The sequence below is a fragment of the Amycolatopsis sp. CFH S0740 genome, from assembly GCF_004522315.1.
Lineage (GTDB): Bacteria > Actinomycetota > Actinomycetes > Mycobacteriales > Pseudonocardiaceae > Amycolatopsis > Amycolatopsis nivea.
Window position 1 is genome coordinate 103,296 of sequence record NZ_SDLS01000030.1, and the last position, 16,846, is coordinate 120,141.

13 protein-coding genes are annotated in these 16,846 nt (G+C 71.0%); 3 read left to right on the forward strand and 10 right to left on the reverse strand.

All coding sequences use genetic code 11. The features are described 5' to 3' along the window. The first annotated feature begins 125 nt into the window (after window positions 1-125). Both EIZ45_RS36500 and EIZ45_RS36505 read left to right on the forward strand, forming a co-directional pair. Window positions 126-1,553 carry an NCS1 family nucleobase:cation symporter-1 gene (locus EIZ45_RS36500; protein ID WP_037815454.1) on the forward strand — a complete coding sequence of 476 codons (1,428 nt, stop codon included), beginning with the start codon at window positions 126-128 and terminating at the stop codon, window positions 1,551-1,553. Beyond that, entirely contained in the window at window positions 1,553-2,260 is a 708-nt protein-coding gene (locus EIZ45_RS36505) for an aspartate/glutamate racemase family protein (protein ID WP_037815451.1), read from the forward strand. The genes EIZ45_RS36500 and EIZ45_RS36505 overlap by 1 nt, the downstream gene beginning before the upstream one ends. Before the next feature lie 4 nt (window positions 2,261-2,264). Here EIZ45_RS36505 and EIZ45_RS36510 read toward each other — a convergent pair whose 3' ends face one another. Next, window positions 2,265-3,401 (reverse strand): acyltransferase, encoded by a 1,137-nt coding sequence (locus EIZ45_RS36510; protein WP_167756666.1) that lies wholly within the window; start codon window positions 3,399-3,401, stop codon window positions 2,265-2,267. A 391-nt stretch (window positions 3,402-3,792) separates the two neighbouring features. Here EIZ45_RS36510 and EIZ45_RS36515 point away from each other — a divergent pair, with 391 nt between their 5' ends. Next, window positions 3,793-5,667: a glycosyl hydrolase family 18 protein gene (locus EIZ45_RS36515; protein WP_134668143.1), complete on the forward strand. Its 1,875-nt coding sequence runs from the start codon at window positions 3,793-3,795 to the stop codon at window positions 5,665-5,667. 208 nt (window positions 5,668-5,875) lie between these two features. Here the strand turns inward: EIZ45_RS36515 and EIZ45_RS36520 are convergent, their stop codons facing one another. The 9 genes from EIZ45_RS36520 to EIZ45_RS47090 all read right to left on the reverse strand — a co-directional run bounded on the left by EIZ45_RS36520 (window position 5,876) and on the right by EIZ45_RS47090 (window position 16,609). After that, window positions 5,876-6,823 (reverse strand): copper transporter, encoded by a 948-nt coding sequence (locus tag EIZ45_RS36520; RefSeq protein WP_134668144.1) that lies wholly within the window; start codon window positions 6,821-6,823, stop codon window positions 5,876-5,878. Further along, window positions 6,820-8,004: a putative cytokinetic ring protein SteA gene (gene steA, locus EIZ45_RS36525; RefSeq protein WP_037815443.1), complete on the reverse strand. Its 1,185-nt coding sequence runs from the start codon at window positions 8,002-8,004 to the stop codon at window positions 6,820-6,822. The genes EIZ45_RS36520 and steA overlap by 4 nt, the downstream gene beginning before the upstream one ends. A 102-nt stretch (window positions 8,005-8,106) precedes the next feature. Further along, window positions 8,107-9,255, reverse strand: a complete 1,149-nt coding sequence (locus EIZ45_RS36530; protein WP_037815442.1) for a DUF1266 domain-containing protein — start codon at window positions 9,253-9,255, stop codon at window positions 8,107-8,109. Window positions 9,256-9,264: 9 nt separating this feature from the next. Then, the gene (gene recN / locus EIZ45_RS36535; protein ID WP_037815441.1) at window positions 9,265-11,049 is read right to left on the reverse strand and encodes a DNA repair protein RecN; all 1,785 of its coding nucleotides are present in this window, start codon (window positions 11,047-11,049) and stop codon (window positions 9,265-9,267) included. 97 nt (window positions 11,050-11,146) lie between these two features. Beyond that, window positions 11,147-12,076: an NAD kinase gene (locus EIZ45_RS36540; protein ID WP_037815439.1), complete on the reverse strand. Its 930-nt coding sequence runs from the start codon at window positions 12,074-12,076 to the stop codon at window positions 11,147-11,149. Continuing rightward, on the reverse strand, window positions 12,073-12,891 hold the full coding sequence (locus EIZ45_RS36545; protein WP_134736101.1) for a TlyA family RNA methyltransferase: 819 nt from the start codon (window positions 12,889-12,891) through the stop codon (window positions 12,073-12,075). Before EIZ45_RS36545 ends, EIZ45_RS36540 begins: the two co-directional genes overlap by 4 nt. A gap of 5 nt (window positions 12,892-12,896) precedes the next feature. After that, window positions 12,897-13,103, reverse strand: a complete 207-nt coding sequence (locus EIZ45_RS36550) for a hypothetical protein (protein ID WP_009079580.1) — start codon at window positions 13,101-13,103, stop codon at window positions 12,897-12,899. Window positions 13,104-13,119: 16 nt separating this feature from the next. After that, on the reverse strand, window positions 13,120-14,097 hold the full coding sequence (locus EIZ45_RS36555; RefSeq protein ID WP_134668146.1) for an HAD-IIA family hydrolase: 978 nt from the start codon (window positions 14,095-14,097) through the stop codon (window positions 13,120-13,122). Further along, a complete protein-coding gene (locus EIZ45_RS47090; RefSeq protein WP_240690884.1) occupies window positions 14,090-16,609 on the reverse strand; it encodes a hypothetical protein in 2,520 nt (839 codons plus the stop codon). The genes EIZ45_RS36555 and EIZ45_RS47090 overlap by 8 nt, the downstream gene beginning before the upstream one ends. Window positions 16,610-16,846 lie beyond the last annotated feature (237 nt).

Genomic DNA, 16,846 nt, shown 5'->3' on the forward strand with positions numbered 1-16,846 from the left:
CTCGCCGACACCGGCCATTCGCGAGTTTATCGGGCAGAGGGTTGACTCAGCAGACCTGCGGCGCGATATTTGGGATCCCAAGTTTGGGATCCCAAAGCTGCCGGCACGTCGACCGGAGGTCTGCAATGACGCACGCCCCGTCCACCGAAACCAGCGCGGACGTCCAGCCGAAACCCGACCCGCGGCTGTGGAACGAGGACCTGGCGCCCGCCGAGGAGCGGCGCTGGAAGGTCTACGACATCTTCGCGCTCTGGATGTCGGACGTGCACAACCTCGGCAACTACACCTTCGCGGCCGGCCTGTTCGTGCTCGGCCTGTCCGCCTGGCAGGTGTTCACCGCGCTGCTGTTCGGGTTCGTGATCATCTTCTTCGGGATGAACCTGATGGGCCGGATCGGGCAGCGCACCGGCGTCCCGTTCCCGGTGGTCGCGCGGATCAGCTTCGGCACGTTCGGCGCGAACCTGCCCGCGCTGATCCGCGCCGTGATCGCGATCTTCTGGTACGGCATCCAGACCTACCTCGCGAGCGTCGCGATCACCCTGCTCGTGCTGGCGATCGATCCCGGCCTGAAACCGCTGACCGAGCATAGTTTCCTCGGCCTGCACGCGCTCGGCTGGATGTGCTTCGTGGCGCTGTGGCTGGTGCAGGCGTTCGTGCTGACCCGCGGCATGGAGGCGGTGCGCAAGTTCCAGGACTGGTGCGGCCCGCTGATCTGGATCGTGATGATCGCGCTCGCGGTGTGGATCCTCGCCGCGAGCCACTGGCACATCTCGTTCACCAGCAGCCCGCGGCGGCTGTCCGGCGGCGAGCAGGTGCGGCAGTGGTTCGGCGCGGCCGGGCTGATCCTGTCCACCTACGGCACGCTGATGCTCAACTTCTGCGACTTCTCCCGCAACGCCCCGGACCAGAAAACGGTGCGGCGCGGCAACTTCTGGGGCCTCCCGGTGAACTCGACGGCGTTCGCGCTGCTGTCGGTGATCGTCACCGCGGGCAGCCTCCAGGTGTTCGGCGAGGCGATCACCGACCCGGCCGAACTGCTCGCCCGCGTGCACAACACCCCGGTGCTGATCATCGGCGCGCTCACCTTCGCCATCGCCACCATGGGCGTCAACATCGTCGCGAACTTCGTCTCCCCCGCCTACGACCTGGCCAACATCTGGCCCAAGCGGATCTCGTTCACCGTCGGCGGGATGATCAGCGCCGTCGCCGCGCTGTGCGTGCTGCCGTGGAAGCTGTACTCGTCGCCGGTGGTGGTCAACTACTTCCTCGGCGGGCTCGGCGCGTTCCTCGGGCCGCTGTTCGGGATCATGATCGTCGACTACTACCTGATCCGCCGCGGCAAGGTGGACGTCGAGCAATTGTTCGTGCGCGACGGCAAGTACCCCAAGGTGAATCCGCGCGCGATGGCGGCCTTCTTCCCGTGCGCGGTGCTGTCCGCGGTGATCGCGCTGGTGCCGTTCTTCGCGCCAGCCGCGCCGTACTCGTGGTTCCTCGGCACCGCCAGCGCCGGACTGCTCTACTACGCCGTTTCGTACCGCCAGCGGAGGGCTTGATGCGGATCCTCGTCACCAACTGCAACACCACCGAGGCCATGACGAAGGAGATCGAGACCGGGGCGCGGGCGGCGGCCAGCCCCGGCACCGAGATCGTCGCCCTGACGCCGAAGTGGGGCCCGGAATCGGCGGAGGGCTGGCTGGACAGCTTCCTGTCCGCCGCCGCGGTGCTGGACCTGTTGCGCACCACCGGGGAAACGTTCGACGCGGTCGTCCTCGCCGGTTTCGGCGAGCACGGCCGCGAGGGCGCGCGGGAACTGCTGGACGTGCCGGTGGTCGACATCACCGAGGCCGCGGCGCATCTCGCCGGGCTGCTCGGCCGCCGGTACGGCGTGGTGACGACGCTGGACCGCACGTGCGGGCTGATCGAGGACAGCCTGCACTCGGCCGGAGTGGCCGCCAACTGCGTCGCAGTCGTCGGCACAGGCTTGAGCGTGCTGGAGCTGCGCGACGAGGAACGCACGGAATCCGCGCTGCTCACCGCGGGGTTGCGGGCGCGCGACGCGGGCGCCGAAGTGCTCGTGCTCGGCTGCGCCGGGATGACCGGGCTGGACCGCAAGATGTCGGCGATGCTCGACGTCCCGGTGGTCGACGGCGTCGCCGCCGCGGTCCGGCTCGCGGAATCCCTGGTGGCACTGGGATTGCGCACCAGCCGGGCCGGTTCCTACGCGCGGCCGCTCGACAAGCACCGCACCTGGCCGGGCTGACCGCTCAGCCGCGCACCGGCACCCGGGCGCGCCCGGTCAGCGCCTTGCTCCACGGCAGCCGCCGGAGCACCTCGACGATCGCGAAGGTCAGCGCGACCGTCGCCGGGTACGCCACCAGCGTCGTCCACGGCGCGCCGTAGCGGTCGCCGACGAAGACGAACAGCGGGTCCAGCACCGCGATCGCGATCGGGTGGGTCAGGAACACCGCGAACGACCGGTTCACCGCCCAGGACACGAACCTCCCGCCGCGCTGCCTGCTCTCCGCCCAGCGCGCGCCCGCGAGGTAGATGCCGGCGATCACCGCGACGAACCACGGGATCAGGTATGGGCGGAAAGCGTCCGACGCCATCTCCGGCCACTCTCCGAAGTGGACACTCACGAAGTATCCGGTCTCCGCGATCGCGAGCCCGCCCGCCATCGCCAGCAGGACCCAGCGCGTGTGCGTGCGCAGCCAGGCGTGCACCGCCTCGAAATGCAGCGCCGCCGCGGCACCGAGCAGCATGTAGAACTGGTAGACGAGGAAGGTCGCGAAGAACTTGCTGACGAACACGTAGCCCAGCGCGGCGGGCGGGTAGCTCATGAAGATCGCGACCGCGACCTGGATCGCGCCGGAGACCGCCAGCACGGTCCACGGACGGCGGCGGATCAGGTCGAACATCTTGGCCAGCAGCGGGAACAGCAGGTACACCTGCAGCGTCACCAGCATGAAATACATGTGGTACCAGGCGTTCCCGGTGAGCAGGTCCAGCCCGAGCGTGCGCAGCTGCGCGCCGACCGACCCGAACGGCTGGCCCGAGGTGATCAGCGTGTAGACCCGGTAGATGACCGTCCAGGTCACGTAGGGAATGGCGACCAGCGGAAACCGCCTGCGCCAGAACTTCCCGGTCTGCACCGGCCGGTCCCGGTAGCCGAACACGAGCACGAACGCGGTCAGCGCGAAGAACGCCTCGCGGGTCAGGTGCAGCGGGGTCTGGATCGCGTCGGCGACGACGTCCTGCGGAAAGGTCGTGGAGCCGACCACGTGGATGAGGATGACCAAGGCGAACGTGACGACCCGGTACAAATCGAGCTGACGCAGGTGCGGCGATCTGGCGGGCGCCGGCTCGTCGGAACGGACGAGCGGGATCTCGGTAGTGGTCATCGTTCGGCCGTGCTCCCGGGGTCGTTGGCGCTCATGGTGCCAGGCTCTCGTGCGCAGCTGTGAACCACCCATGATCTTCCTGAGACCCGCCTGATGCCGGACGGGACGGGTGTCGGATCAGCCACACCCGTACGGGTGAACCGGAACCCCGCGGTGGTCCGGACCACTCGCCCCGCTTGGAACAGGCCGTTCGTCGGGCCTTTCCGGACACTTCACCACAAAACGCCCAGGCGCGGAAATTGGTCTAGTCCACAGTATTGACTCCGGCTGTGCCCTGGTTCACATTCGACTACGGGCCGGCCCCCGCTCCTGCAGTGATCACCCGACGTCCGACGCTTGCCGCGCATTCCGGTGCGGCGGGCGGACTTCGCTTGTGCGAGGGAGAACCCTTATGCCCCACCGGACCTTGAGACCGCTGGCCGTGGCCTGCGCCGCCCTGGCCGCCGTGGTCGTGGCCGGTCTCGCCATCCTGGCCCGGCCCGCCCCGGCCACCGCGACGCCCGCGCCCTCCTCGGGAGGCCTGCGCATCGCCTACTTCGACCAATGGAGCATCTACCAGAACGCCTACTACCTCAAGAACGTCGACAAGATCGCCGACAACATCGACTACCTGCTCTACGACTTCGAGAACATCGACCCGAACAACCTCACCTGCTTCGAGACGACCAAGGCGACCACCCCCGACCCGGGCGGCGAGGACGACCCGAACGCGGGCGACGGCGCGGGCGACCAGTTCGCCGACTACCAGAAGTCGTTCGGCTCGGACATCAGCGTCGACGGCACCGCCGACACCTACAACATGCCGATCGTCGGCAACTTCCACCAGCTGCAGGAACTCAAGGCCCGGCACCCGAAGCTGAAGGTGCTGCTGTCGCTCGGCGGCTGGACCTACTCGAAGTACTTCTCCGACGCCGCGGCCACGGACGCCTCCCGCAAGAAGTTCGTGAGCTCCTGCATCGACATGTTCATCAAGGGCAACATCCCGAACGCGGGCGGCTTCGGCGGCCCCGGCACCGCCGCGAACATCTTCGACGGGTTCGACATCGACTGGGAGTACCCGGCGCACCCCGGCGGCCACACGGGCAACCACTACAGCCCCAACGACACCCAGAACTTCACCTCGCTGCTCGCCGAGTTCCGCGGCCAGCTGGACGCGCTGGGCAAGCACTACGCGCTCTCGGCCGCCCTGCCCGGCGGCCAGGACAAGATCGCGAAGATCCAGACCGACAAGATCCACCAGTACATGGACTTCGCGGACCCGATGACGTACGACATGCACGGCGCGTGGGACAAGACCGGTCCGACGAACTTCCAGGACCCGCTCTACCCCTCGCCGAACGACCCGTCGACGCCCATTCCTCCGGGCACCGAGAAATACACCATCGACCAGGTGATGAAGGCGTACACGCAAGGAGATCCGGCGTACGGCATCCCCGGCGGGTTCCCGGCCTCGAAGCTGACCCTGGGCATCCCGTTCTACTACCGCGGCTGGACCGGCGTCCCGGCCGGCTCGAACCACGGGCTCTACCAGACGGCGACCGGTCCGTCCGCTCCGCATCCGTTGAGCGGCAACGTGCCCGGCGTCGCGATGTACAAGGAACTCACCGGCGTGGTCGACAACCCGGCGACCACGTTCTGGGACCCGACAACGCAATCCGCGTGGTTCTACGACGGGACGAGCTTCTACGGCGGTTCGTCCAAGCAGTCGATCAAGGCGCGCACCGATTACATCCATTGCAACGGCCTCGGCGGCGCGATGATGTTCTCGCTCTACGACCTCGACCCCGATTCGACGCTGTTCCACGCCGTGGTGGACGGGCTCGCCGCGCCGACGGAGGGCTGCTCCGGCCCGCCGCCGACCACCTCCACGACGCCCACCACTCCCACTACGCCGACCACCCCCACGACCCCGACCACGCCCACCACTCCCACTACTCCGCCGGGCGGCCAGTGCACCGCGGCCGCCTGGGATTCGGGCAAGGTCTACAACGGCGGCGCGGTCGTGTCGTACAACAACCACACCTGGACGGCGAAGTGGTGGACGCAGGGCGAGCAGCCCGGCACCTCGGACGTCTGGTCGGACAACGGAGCCTGCTCCGGCAGCGGCGGTCCCACGACCGCGTGCCCGGCGGCGTGGAACACCTCCCAGTCCTACAACGCCGGCGCGGTCGTGTCCTACAACGGCCATCGCTGGTCCGCCAAGTGGTGGACGCGAGGCGAAACGCCCGGCAGCGCAGCGGTCTGGGCCGACAACGGCACCTGCTGACCCCGCAGCAGGCGCGTGAATGACGGCGGCGCCGGGTTCTCCACCCCGACAGGAGACCCGGCGCCGCCGCCTTGCCTGTGCTGGTTTTCCCGCCCCGAAGGGAAACCGCCGCGTTGTCCGCGAACACAGTCGGCGGCGGTACCGGATTTCCTCGCCCACGAAGGGAATCCGGTGCCGCCGCCGACTGGTGTGCGGGAGGCGAAAAGTCTCAGTTCCCCGAAGCGGTCACGCCCGGCGCGATCGCCTGCGCGTTGCCCGCGATGCCGTACCGTCCCGAACCGCCGTTGAGCTGTTCCTGCAACGCCAGGATCGTCGCGACCCGGCCCGCGGCCGAATCCGCGTTGTCCACAGTGGACAGAATCGACGTGGCCGAGGTGTCCGCGCGCACCACCCCGATCGGGCCGGAGCCGCCCGCCGAACCCGGGTCCCCGGCGAGCACCGTGCCCGCGCCGGAACGGTCCATCTGCGCGGCGAACCGCGCGATCGTCGCGGCCCGGTCCCCCGCGCCGTCGCCGGTCTGCTGGGCTCCGGTCAGCACGATCGCCAGCTGCGCGGGCTGCACGCCCTGGCTCGGCTTCACGAAACCGCCGTCGGTCAGGCCGCCGAGCGCGGCGGCGAGTTCGTCGCCGCTCGACTGCGGTTTCGCGCTCGCCTTGTCCAGCAGCAGCGTCGAACCGAGCAGCGCGCCGGCGAGCGTGCCGGAGTCGCCCGCGGTCGGGAACTTCGCCCCGGCCGGCTGCAGCCGCGTGACGACGTCGCGCAACTGGTCGGCCTTCGCCGGGTCGGTGAACGCATCGGTGAGCTGAAGTTCGCCGGTGACCGAGGCACCGGCCTGGCCGACGAGCTTCTTGAGCGCGTCGCGGTCGGCCGGGCGCGCGTCCTGCGTGGTGACGAGGACGACGCTGCGCTTGTCGAGCGCCCCCGCGACGACCTTCGGGCCCATCGTCCCGGCGAACGCGTCGGCGTCGGACAGCCGCGCGTTGAGCGCATTGCGCTGCGCTTCGAGATCGGCGACCTGCGTGCCGAGGTCTTTCTTCTGGTCCGCGAGCCCCGACAGCAGCGAACCGTTGAGCGCGGTCGAGCCCAGCACCACGCCGACGGCCAGCGCCAGGAAGCACGCGGTGATGGAAACGATGTGGTACCGCAGGGAAATCACGTGAAGAGACCCTTCACCCAGGCGACGAACGTGGACCAGGTGTGCTGGATCCACTCGAGATAGACGGAGCCGACGTCGGAGACCAGCAGCGCGGCGATGACGACGACGATGGCGGCGAGCACGAGCAGCGCGACCGCGCCGAGCGACACCCTGGCCCGGTGCAGCGTCGCGACGGCCTTGCCGTCGACCAGCTTCGTGCCGAGCTTGAGCCGCGTGAGGAAGGTGGACGGGTTCGACCCGGACCGGCCGTGGTCGAGGAATTCCCGCAGCGTGGCCTGGAATCCGACGGTGACCACCAGGCTCGCGCCGTGCGCGTCGGCCAGCAGCAGGGCGAGGTCCTCGGCGTTGCCGGACGCGGGGAAGGTGACCGCGCCGATGCCGAGGTCCTGGATCCGCTCGACGCCCGGCGCGTGCCCGTCCGGCTGCGCGGGGACGACGACCTCGCCGCCGCTGCGCAGCGTCGCGGTGCCGATCCCGGTCGGGTCGCCGACCATGACGTCCGGCTGGTAGCCCTGTGCGCGCAGGGTGTCCGCGCCCGCGTCGACGCCGATCAGCACCGGACGGTGCTCGCCGATGTACTTCTTGAGCTTCTTGAGGTCCTCGGCGTGCCCGTTCCCCGCGGCGACGACCAGCACGTGCCGGTCGCGCACCGGGACCTTCAGCTCCGGCACGCCGACGCCGTCGAGGATCAGCGTCCGCTCGCGGCGCAGGAACTCGATCGTGTTGGCGGAGAAGGCTTCCAGCTGGGTCGACATCCCGGCCTTGGCCTCGATCATCTGGTCGGCGACGCTTTCCGGGGTCTGCTCGACCCCGGTCGCCAGCTGCCGCTCCCCCAGGTAGACCGCGCCTTCGTGGACGCGCAGCTTCGTGCCGTCCTTGACGCTGCGCAGCAGGTCCCCGCCGACCGAGTCGACCAGCGGGATGCCCGCCGCCACGAGGATTTCCGGGCCGAGGTTGGGGAACCGGCCGGAAATCGACGGGGACGCGTTGACCACCGCGGCGACCTCGGCGGCGACCAGCGCGTCGGCCGTGGCCCGGTCGAGGTCGAGTTGGTCCAGCACGACGATGTCGCCCGCGCTGACCCGGCGCAGCAGTTCCCTCGTGCGCCGGTCGACCCGCGCGACACCGATGACGCCGGGGAGGGCTTCTTGGTTCCGCGCGAGTAGACCAGTGAGCTTCATGTGGCTGATGGTGACAAATTTGTGCCGGGGTGCGGAGCCGACGCGCCGATACGGACGTGACTCGTTGTGGTGAGCCATGTCGCGCGGTAGGCGGAGCCGGGGTTAACTGTGCGGTCCGCCCGCCTCGAAATCGAGGTTGGACCAGGGGCTCGCGGGATCGTTCAGCAGCCGGTGGCGCACCCGGGCGGCCGAAACGTATTCCGGCCCGAATTCCTCGCCGTCGAGCGCGAGCAGCCTGCCCAGCACGTATCCGGTGGACAGTTCCGCCCAGGAACCGTGGTAGCGCCGGGCGATCGCGCCGGCTTCCAGCACCATCAATTCCGCGGTGAGCGCGTCGCAGTACCCGACCGCCAAACCCCAGCGCGCCAATTCGACCGCGCGGCCGACGTCCCAGCCGATGATGCTGTCCACCACGCCGTCCGGCTCGAGCAGGCCGTCGGCGCGGAACCGCTGTTCGTACCGGACGATCCGGCGCACCGCCTCGAGGAGCGGACCGGCCTGGTCCTCGGCGTCGTTGTCGGCGCACCACTGCCGGACCAGCTCGACCCAGCCGTAGACGTCCAGCGCCAGCCCGCTGCGGGCGCGCAGCACGAGCACGAGGTTCCCGGTGGTGAGCTGGTAGGAATCGCCGAGCAGCCGGTCCATCGCGGCCCGCCAGTCCGTCGCGTCCGCGACGCCCCACCAGTCGCGCAGGCCGCGGACCTCGGCGACGTAATCGTGGTAGCGCGCGTCGAGGACGTTCCACGGTTCGGCCGACAGCACCGCCTGGTGCGCGCCGCAGGCGAGCGCGTGCGCGACCGGACCGTCGAGAAGTCCGTACCGGGCCGTGTAAAGCCGCTCGACCTGCTGCTCCACCGCGGTGACCCGGTGCGGGTTCGCGTCGACCCAGGGCAGCACGGCCGCGGCGCTCACCCGCCATTCGCCGAGCGTGCCGCGGTTGAACACGACCTGTTCCTCGTGCCCGAGACCGTGCGTGGCCCAGTCGAGGTCGCCGCTGAGGAACACCACGTCCGCGCCGAAATCCGGCAGCGCGCCGCGGGTGAACACCTGCAGCGACGGTTCGCCGCCGTGCGCGCAGCAGACTTTCGCGGGCGACCAGGTCCGGTCCTGCGCGAGCCGTTGCGCCTCGTCCCGGTGGATCGGCACGAACAGCTCCTCGTCGCCGAGGAGCCCGAGGAAGCGGTCGAGATCGTCCTCCCGCCGCGCGCGGGCGAGTTCGGCTTCGACGTCGGCCAGCGTGGCCCAGGTCATGGAATCCGGTCAGCCCTTCTTCGCGCGCTTGCGCTTCGCGCCGGTGTTCTTCGCCTTGTCTTTCTCCGCCGTGGCAAGGAGTTCCTCGGCGTGCGCGCGGCCGGTCTCGGTGCCGTCCATGCCGGCGAGCATCCGGGCCAGCTCGCGCACCCGGTCGTCCTGGTCGAGCGTTTTCACGCCGCTGCGCGTGACGCCGCCGCTGGTTCCCTTGTCCACCACCAGATGCTGGTCGGCGAACGCGGCGACCTGCGGCAGGTGCGTGACCACGAGGACCTGGTGAGTGCGCGCGAGCCGCGCCAGCCGCCGTCCGATCTCGACCGCGGCCCGGCCGCCGACCCCGGCATCGACCTCGTCGAACACCAGCGTCTGCACGGTGTCCGCGTGCGCCAGCACGACCTCGATCGCCAGCATCACCCGCGAAAGCTCACCGCCCGAAGCGGCCTTGTGCACCGGCAGCGGCGGCGCGCCGTTGTGCGCCCGCAGCAGCAGTTCCACTTCGTCGACGCCGTCCGGACCCGCGTGCACCGCGTGTCCGTCGATCGCGAGCGCCTGCCGGTCGCCGTGCTCGGCCGGACGCTGCTCGACGGTGATCTCCAGCTCCGCCTGCCCCATCGCGAGACCGGACAGCTCCTTGGTGATCGCCGTCGCCAGTTCCGCGGCCGCCTTGCCGCGCGCGGCGGAAACCTCGGTGGCGTGCGCGACCAGCTGCACGGCCAGCTCGTCCCGGCGCAACGCCAGCGCGGACAGGGCTTCTTCGGACGTGTCCATCGATTCGAGCCGACGGCGCGCGTCTTCGGCCCACGCCAGCACGCCGTCGACGTCCGCGGCGTACTTGCGGGTGAGCCGCTTGAGATCGGCCTGCCGCGCGAGCACCTTCTCCAGCAGCGCCGGGTCGGCGTCCAGGTTCTCGACGTAGCTGCCCAGCTCCGCGCCGACGTCGCTCAACAGCGTGGAAGCTTCTTCCAGCCGCGGCACGAGGTCGCTCAGCGCGGAATCCTCCGCCGACACCAGCCGCCGCACCGCCTCGCCGACCAGGCCGAGCGCGCCCGGCGCGTCCGGATCGCCGTCCTGCGCGCCGGACACCGCCGCGTGCGCCTCGGTGGCCGTCGCACGCAGTTCGTCGACCGCGGCGAGCCGTTTGATCTGCTCGGTGAGCTCGACGTCCTCGCCCGGTTCGGGGGCGACCGCGTCGATCTCGTTCAGCCCGTGCTTCAGCAGGTCCGCCTGCTGCGCCATCTCGCGGGAGCGGTTGGAGCGCTCGCTCAGCTCGGTGATGACGGCCAGCCATTCCTCGCGGACCTGGCGGTAGGCGGCGAGCGGCCGCCCGACGTCCTCGCCGGCGAACCGGTCGATCACCGCGCGCTGCTCGGCCGGGCGCAGCAGCCGCAGCTGGTCGTTCTGCCCGTGCACGGCGATCACCTGCTCGGACAGGTCGGACAGCACCCCGACCGGCACCGACCGGCCGCCGAGGTGCGCCCGCGAGCGCCCGTCGGCCGCGACCGTGCGCAGCGCGATGACGCTGCCGTCCTCGTCGACGTCGGCCCCCGCGTCGGTGACGATGCGGGCGGCCGCGTCGTCCTTGCCGACGGTGAACCGGCCCTCGACGAATGCCTTCAGCATCCCGTTCCGGACCTTCGACGCCTCGGCCCGTCCGCCCGAGAGCAGATGCAGCCCGGTGACGACCATGGTTTTGCCCGCACCCGTCTCACCGGTGACCACGGTGAAGCCCGCGTGCAGTTCCAGCAGGGCTTCCTCGATGACTCCGAGGCCCTGGATGCGCATCTCGGCCAGCACGACGCATACGGTAGCGGCCCGCACCGACCTTCTGTGCGTCCGAGGTCCGCTAACTCTTCTTTTCGCTGGTCGAACACTTGTGCGGGCGCGTCGCGGATCAGCCGCCCTGGCGCTCCCCGCCGCGCCGGTCGCGCCAGCTGCGCACCGGCAGGCCGAACTTGTACACCAGCCGGTCGGTGAACACGCCGTCCCACAGCCGCACCAGCCGCACCGGCTGCTTGCCGCACACCACGCGCACCAGCGCGCCCGGCGGCAGGTCGAACGACCGCAGCCCGTCGCAGGTCAGCGCCGCCTTCGGACCCTTCGGGTCGATGCCGACGGTGATCACCGACTCGGGTGACACGACGAGCGGACGGGAGAACATCGCGTGCGCGTTGCTCGGCACCACGAGCAGCGCCTCGACATCCGGCCACAGCACCGGGCCGCCCGCGGAGAAGGCGTACGCGGTGGAACCGGTCGGCGTCGCGCACAGCACGCCGTCGCAGCCGAAGGACGAAACCGGGCGGCCGTCGACCTCGATCAGCGCGTCGAGCACCCGCTCGCGGCTGAACTTCTCGACGCTGGCCTCGTTGAGCGCCCAGGTCCGGTAGATCTCCGCGCCGTCGGCGGTGACCGTGACGTCGACCGTCATCCGGTCCTCGACGTGGTACTCGCGGTCGACGACGCGCTGCACGGCGTCGGCGAGCGCGTCCGAATCGGCCTCGGCGAGGAACCCGACGCGGCCGAGGTTCACGCCGAGCACCGGCACCTCGGCCGGACGGGCGAGCTCCGCCGCGCGCAGCAGGGTCCCGTCGCCGCCGAGCACGAACACGAGTTCGGCGCCCTCGGCCGGGTTGTGCTCGGGCGCGACCACGGTGCACGGCTTCGCCATGCAGCCGTCCGGGTCGATCAGCTGGAGAACGTCCTCGTCGAGCACGCGCAGCCGGATCCCGGCCTTGGCGAACCGCTGGGACACCTCGCGGGCGGCCTCCCGGGTGGTGTCCCGGTCGGGGTGCACCACGAGGAGCACTTCACGTTCGGCGGTCACTGGGGTCCTTCCTGGACTGCGGTGCGCACGAGCCGTTCGGCGTCCTCGCTGCCCGCGTCTTCCGGCTCCGTTTTGCGGAGCCACACGAAGTATTCGACGTTCCCGGAGGGTCCCGGCAACGGGCTCGCGACGACCCCGCGCAGCGACAGGCCGAGCTTCGCGGCTTCGGCGAGCACGCCCAGCACGGATTCGACGCGCAGTTCCGGATCGCGCACCACGCCGCCGCTGCCGAGCCGGTCCTTGCCGACCTCGAACTGCGGTTTGACCATCGGCAGCAGATCCGCACCGTCACGGGCGCACTCGGCGAGCGCGGGCAGCACGAGCTTGAGCGAGATGAAGGAAAGGTCGCCGACGACGAGATCCACCTGCCCGCCGAGCATGTCGGGCGTCAGGTTGCGGACGTTCGTGCGGTCGAGGACCACGACGCGATCGTCGGTCTGCAGCTTCCAGTCGAGCAGCCCGCGCCCGACGTCGGCGGCGATGACCTGGTCGGCGCCGTTGCGCAGCAGCACATCGGTGAACCCGCCGGTGGACGCGCCCGCGTCGAGACAGCGGCGGCCCTCGACGGTGAGCCCCTCGGGACCGAAACGCTCAAGCGCGCCAAGGAGTTTGTGCGCGCCGCGCGACGCCCAGCCCGGGTCGTCCTCGTCCTTCACGACGATCGGCGCGTCGTTTTCCACGCCGGTGGCGGGTTTCGTGGCGACCATGCCGCGCACGGTGACCTTGCCGCCGGTGATGAGCGCGGAGGCCTGTTCGCGGGAGCGCGCGAGTCCGCGCCGCACGAGTTCCGCGTCGAGCCTGGCCCGTTTGGCCACGCCGGTCAGACCTTGTCGATGCTGGACAGGGCCACGGTCAGCTCGGTGTGCACGGCCTCGAACCGGTCCACGTGCTCGGCGGGCGGCAGCGTGTCGAGGTCGTCGAGCCCGGCGACGGCCTCGTCGATGCCCGCCCGCGGGTCAGTCTGCTGCGGGCCGGGTCCGGGGATCGGCGGGGGTCCGGGAACCGGCCGCGGAACGTTCGGGTGCACAGCCCCAAACTACCAGTCAGGCCAGCCCGAGCCCGGTCACTGCCGCCGCGGCCGCGTCGCCGTCCGCGCGCACCTGCGAGACGCCCGTGCGCCACGCCGCGTCGCACAGCGCGCGCAGCAGGTCGAGCTTGTCGCCTTCGCCGCGGACGGTCAGCACGTCCCCTTCGCTGATCTCCCAGCCGGTTCGCTTGCCGACGCGCAATTCGTCGGCCGGCTGCGCGAGCGCGGTGAGGTCGGAGCTGAGGTGAGTCGGTCGTTCCGCCGGGATCGCGGTGAGCAGCGTCGCCGGAGTCGCGATGCCGGTGAGGACGCACAGCGAGTCGAGCCCCGCCGCGACCGCACCCGCGATGTCCGTGTCGAGCCGGTCGCCGACCACCAGCGGGCGCTTCGCCTTCGCCGACCGCGCGGCCGTCTCGAACAGCAGCGGCTGCGGCTTACCCGCGACGACCGGCTCCGCCCCGGTGGCGATCTTGAGCGCCCCGACCATGGACCCGTTGCCCGGCATCAGCCCGCGCTCGGTGGGCAGCGTGGTGTCGGTGTTCGTCGCGACCCACAGCCCGCCTGCCCGGATCACGATGCTCGCCTCGGCGAGGTCCGCCCATCCGGTTTCCGGCGAATGTCCTTGCACCACCGCGGAAACGTCGTCGCCCGCGGTCCGCACCGGTTCCAGTCCCGCGGCGGAGATCTGGTCGCCGAGCGAGACGGTGCCGACGATGAGCACCTTCGCCCCGGACGGCAGCCGGTCCCGAAGGAGCCCGGCCGCCGCCTGAGCGCTCGTGTGCACCTCTTCGGTGTCCGCGGAGATCCCGAGGTCCCGGAGATGCTCCGCGACCGCCGACGGGGCCTTGGACGCGTTGTTGGTCACGAACCGGATCGCCGTGCCCTTGTCGCGCACGGCGGCCACGGCTTCCGCGGCACCCTCGATCACCTGCGTCCCGTGGTACACGGTGCCGTCGAGATCGAACAGCAGCGCGTCGTAGGCCACGTCAGTCATCCGTCTCGCTGGAACCGTTCGCCTCGTTCGCGTTCGCCTCGTTCGCCAGGTCCGCGGCCCGCTCGGCGGCGTCGGTCTCGTCCTCGGCGTCGGCCTCCGCGGCGTTCAGGAACCACTGCACGGCCTCTTCCTTGCGCCCGGCAGCCTCGAGGTTGTCGGCGTACGCGTAGAACAGACGCGCGCTCCACGGATCGCGCTTGGCGGCCTGGAGGTCCGGCCCCTGCAACGACACGACCGCCGCGTCCAGCTGCCCGAGATCCCGCCGCGCACCCGCCGCGACGATCGCCAGCTCGACCTGGGTCGACTTGGTGAGCCGTTCCTTGTCGGTCTCCTTGGCGAGGTCGAGGGCGCGCTCCGGACGGCCGAGCGCGCGCTCGGCGTCCGCGATGATCGCGATGTGCTCGTCGCTGCGCGTCATCCGCCGGACGGCACGCAGTTCGGACAGCGCTTCCTGCCAGTTGCCGGCGTGGTAGGCGACCAGCCCGAGCCCTTCGCGGACGATCGGCACCCGAGACGCCTTGGTCTTCGCGTACCGCGCGTGCTCGAGCGCGGCCTCCGGGTCCTCGTCGACCAGCCCGCCCGCGGCGACCAGGTGCTTCCCGACGGTCTCCGCGAGCCCCTTCGGCAGGGTCCGCAGCTCCCGGCGGACTTCCTCGTCGAGGTCGGAGAACTCGATGTCCTCAGGCAGTTCCGGAGCTTCGAGCAGCTCGCGGGCGAGTGCCGCGTCCTGCTCCTCGACCGTCACCGGCCGCTTGGTGCGAGGACGGTCGTCCCTGCGGTCACGCCGGTCACCACGGCTGTCGCGGTTGTCCCTGCTGCCACGGTTGTCGCGGTCGCCACGGTCGCTGCGGTTGTCGCGGTTGTCGCGCTCCCGACGGTCCTGCCGCTCGCCGCGGTCGTCCCGGCTGTCCTGCGGCCGTTCCTGGCCCTCAGCGGCCTCGACGCTGTCGGTCCGGTCCCCCGCACCCGACTCGACGTCCGCGGCACCCGAGCCCGCAGTCACCTCGTCGACCACCGCGGATTCGACCGCAGCCGACGAGGTCTCCTCGACCTCGTCGCGCCGCCCGCGGACACCCTCGTCCTGACGGTCGTTCCGGAACCCACCGTCGCGCTGGTCCTTGCGGAACCCGCCCGAACGCTCGTCCCGGCGATCCCCGCCAGGCCGCTTGTCCCCGGCGCGATCGTCGCGACGGAACCCGCCGGACCGCTCGCCCCGGTAGCCGCCCTCGTCGCGCCGGTCGTTGCGGAACCCGCCGGAGCGGTCATCACGCCGGTCGTTCCGGTATCCGCCGGAGCGATCGTCGCGCCGATCCCCGCGGTAACCGCCTTCATCGCGGCGATCGTTGCGGAACCCACCGGACCGATCGTCCCGCCGGTCTCCGCGGTAGCCGCCTTCGTCGCGCCGCTCATTGCGGAACCCGCCCGAACGGTCGTCCCGCCGGTTGTCGCGGAACCCGCCGGAGCGATCGTCCCGGCGATCCCCGCGGTAACCGCCTTCGTCGCGGCGGTCACTGCGGAACCCGCCCGGACGGCTGTCGCGGCGCTCGTCGCGATCGTTGCGGAACCCGCGGTCGTCGCGCCGGTTCCCGCCGGACCGGTCGTCGCGGAATCCGCCGGAACCCCGGTTCCCGCCACGGAATCCACCGTCGCGCGGACCCCGGTCGTCCCGGTCCCGGTACCCGCCCGGCTTGCCGCCACGGTCATCCCGGTAGCCCCCGGGTTTGCCGCCACGGTCGTCCCGGTAGCCCCCGGGTTTGCCACCGCGGTCGTCCCGGTACCCGCCCGGCTTGCTGCCGCGGTCGTCGCGGTAGCCGCCGCGCGCCTCGCGATCGCCGGGCTTGCCGCCTCGGTTGTCGCGGTCGCCGTAGCCGCCGCGCCGGTCGTTGTCGCGGAATCCGCCGGACCCGCGCCGATCGTCGCGGAACCCGCCGCCCTGGGAGTCCTTGCCGCGGTATCCGCCCGGCCCGCGCCGGTCGTCGCTGCCGCGCCGGTCGTCGTTCCAGCGCCCGCTGGACCGTTCTCCATAAGAGGACTTGCCCTGCGGCCGCCCGCCGCGATCGCTGTAGGACTTCCCATCCGGACGATCACCGTACGACTTGCCGGGCCCGCCGGAGCGCTCGCCGTAGGAAGAACGTCCCTCGGGACGCCCCGAACGGTCGCCGTAGGGCTTGCCGCCGGAACGGTCGCCGTAAGACTTGCCTTGCGGACGGTCGAACTCGCGCTTGCCGCGGGGGCGGAAGTCGCGGTCGTCGTCGCGCTTCGCGCCGTATCCGCGGTTTTCGCGAGGGCCGTCGCCGCGATCGGGTCGGCCGGCGAACCCTCCGGACCCGCGTGCGCCGCGGTCGTCCCGCCGGGGCCGGCCCTGGTGGCTGTCCCGCCCGCCGCGGTCCTGCCGCGCGCCGCGCCGGTCTCCCCGGGGCGCGTCGGACCGGCCGCCGCGGGAGTCCTGGTCGCGGCGAGCCGACCGACCGGACCCCTCATCCGCTGAGTCACGTCGACCGAACTCGGACACCTGGCCTCCTGCCATAGACAACTCTGGAATTCTGAAGACGGCCCTCCGTACGAGGGCCGATTGACTATCCTACGGGCCCGTTCGGAGCAACCTCGCGCGGGCGGACCTGAGCCGCCTCGCGCGCCCTCCGAGCGGACGCGAACATGAGTCTGGGCCCCGGGAGAACCACCAGGGGTTCTCGGACCGGGGCCCAGACTGTCAGGTTAAGTTCGGCGGTGTCCTACTCTCCCACAACCC

Coding starts and splice junctions, on each gene's coding strand:
- EIZ45_RS36555 (WP_134668146.1), bottom strand. CDS start 14,097: ATGACTGACGTGGCCTACGACGCGCTGCTGTTCGATCTCGACGGCACC.
- EIZ45_RS36530 (WP_037815442.1), bottom strand. CDS start 9,255: ATGACCTGGGCCACGCTGGCCGACGTCGAAGCCGAACTCGCCCGCGCG.
- EIZ45_RS36510 (WP_167756666.1), bottom strand. CDS start 3,401: ATGACCACTACCGAGATCCCGCTCGTCCGTTCCGACGAGCCGGCGCCC.
- EIZ45_RS36500 (WP_037815454.1), top strand. CDS start 126: ATGACGCACGCCCCGTCCACCGAAACCAGCGCGGACGTCCAGCCGAAA.
- EIZ45_RS36505 (WP_037815451.1), top strand. CDS start 1,553: ATGCGGATCCTCGTCACCAACTGCAACACCACCGAGGCCATGACGAAG.
- steA (WP_037815443.1), bottom strand. CDS start 8,004: ATGAAGCTCACTGGTCTACTCGCGCGGAACCAAGAAGCCCTCCCCGGC.
- EIZ45_RS36515 (WP_134668143.1), top strand. CDS start 3,793: ATGCCCCACCGGACCTTGAGACCGCTGGCCGTGGCCTGCGCCGCCCTG.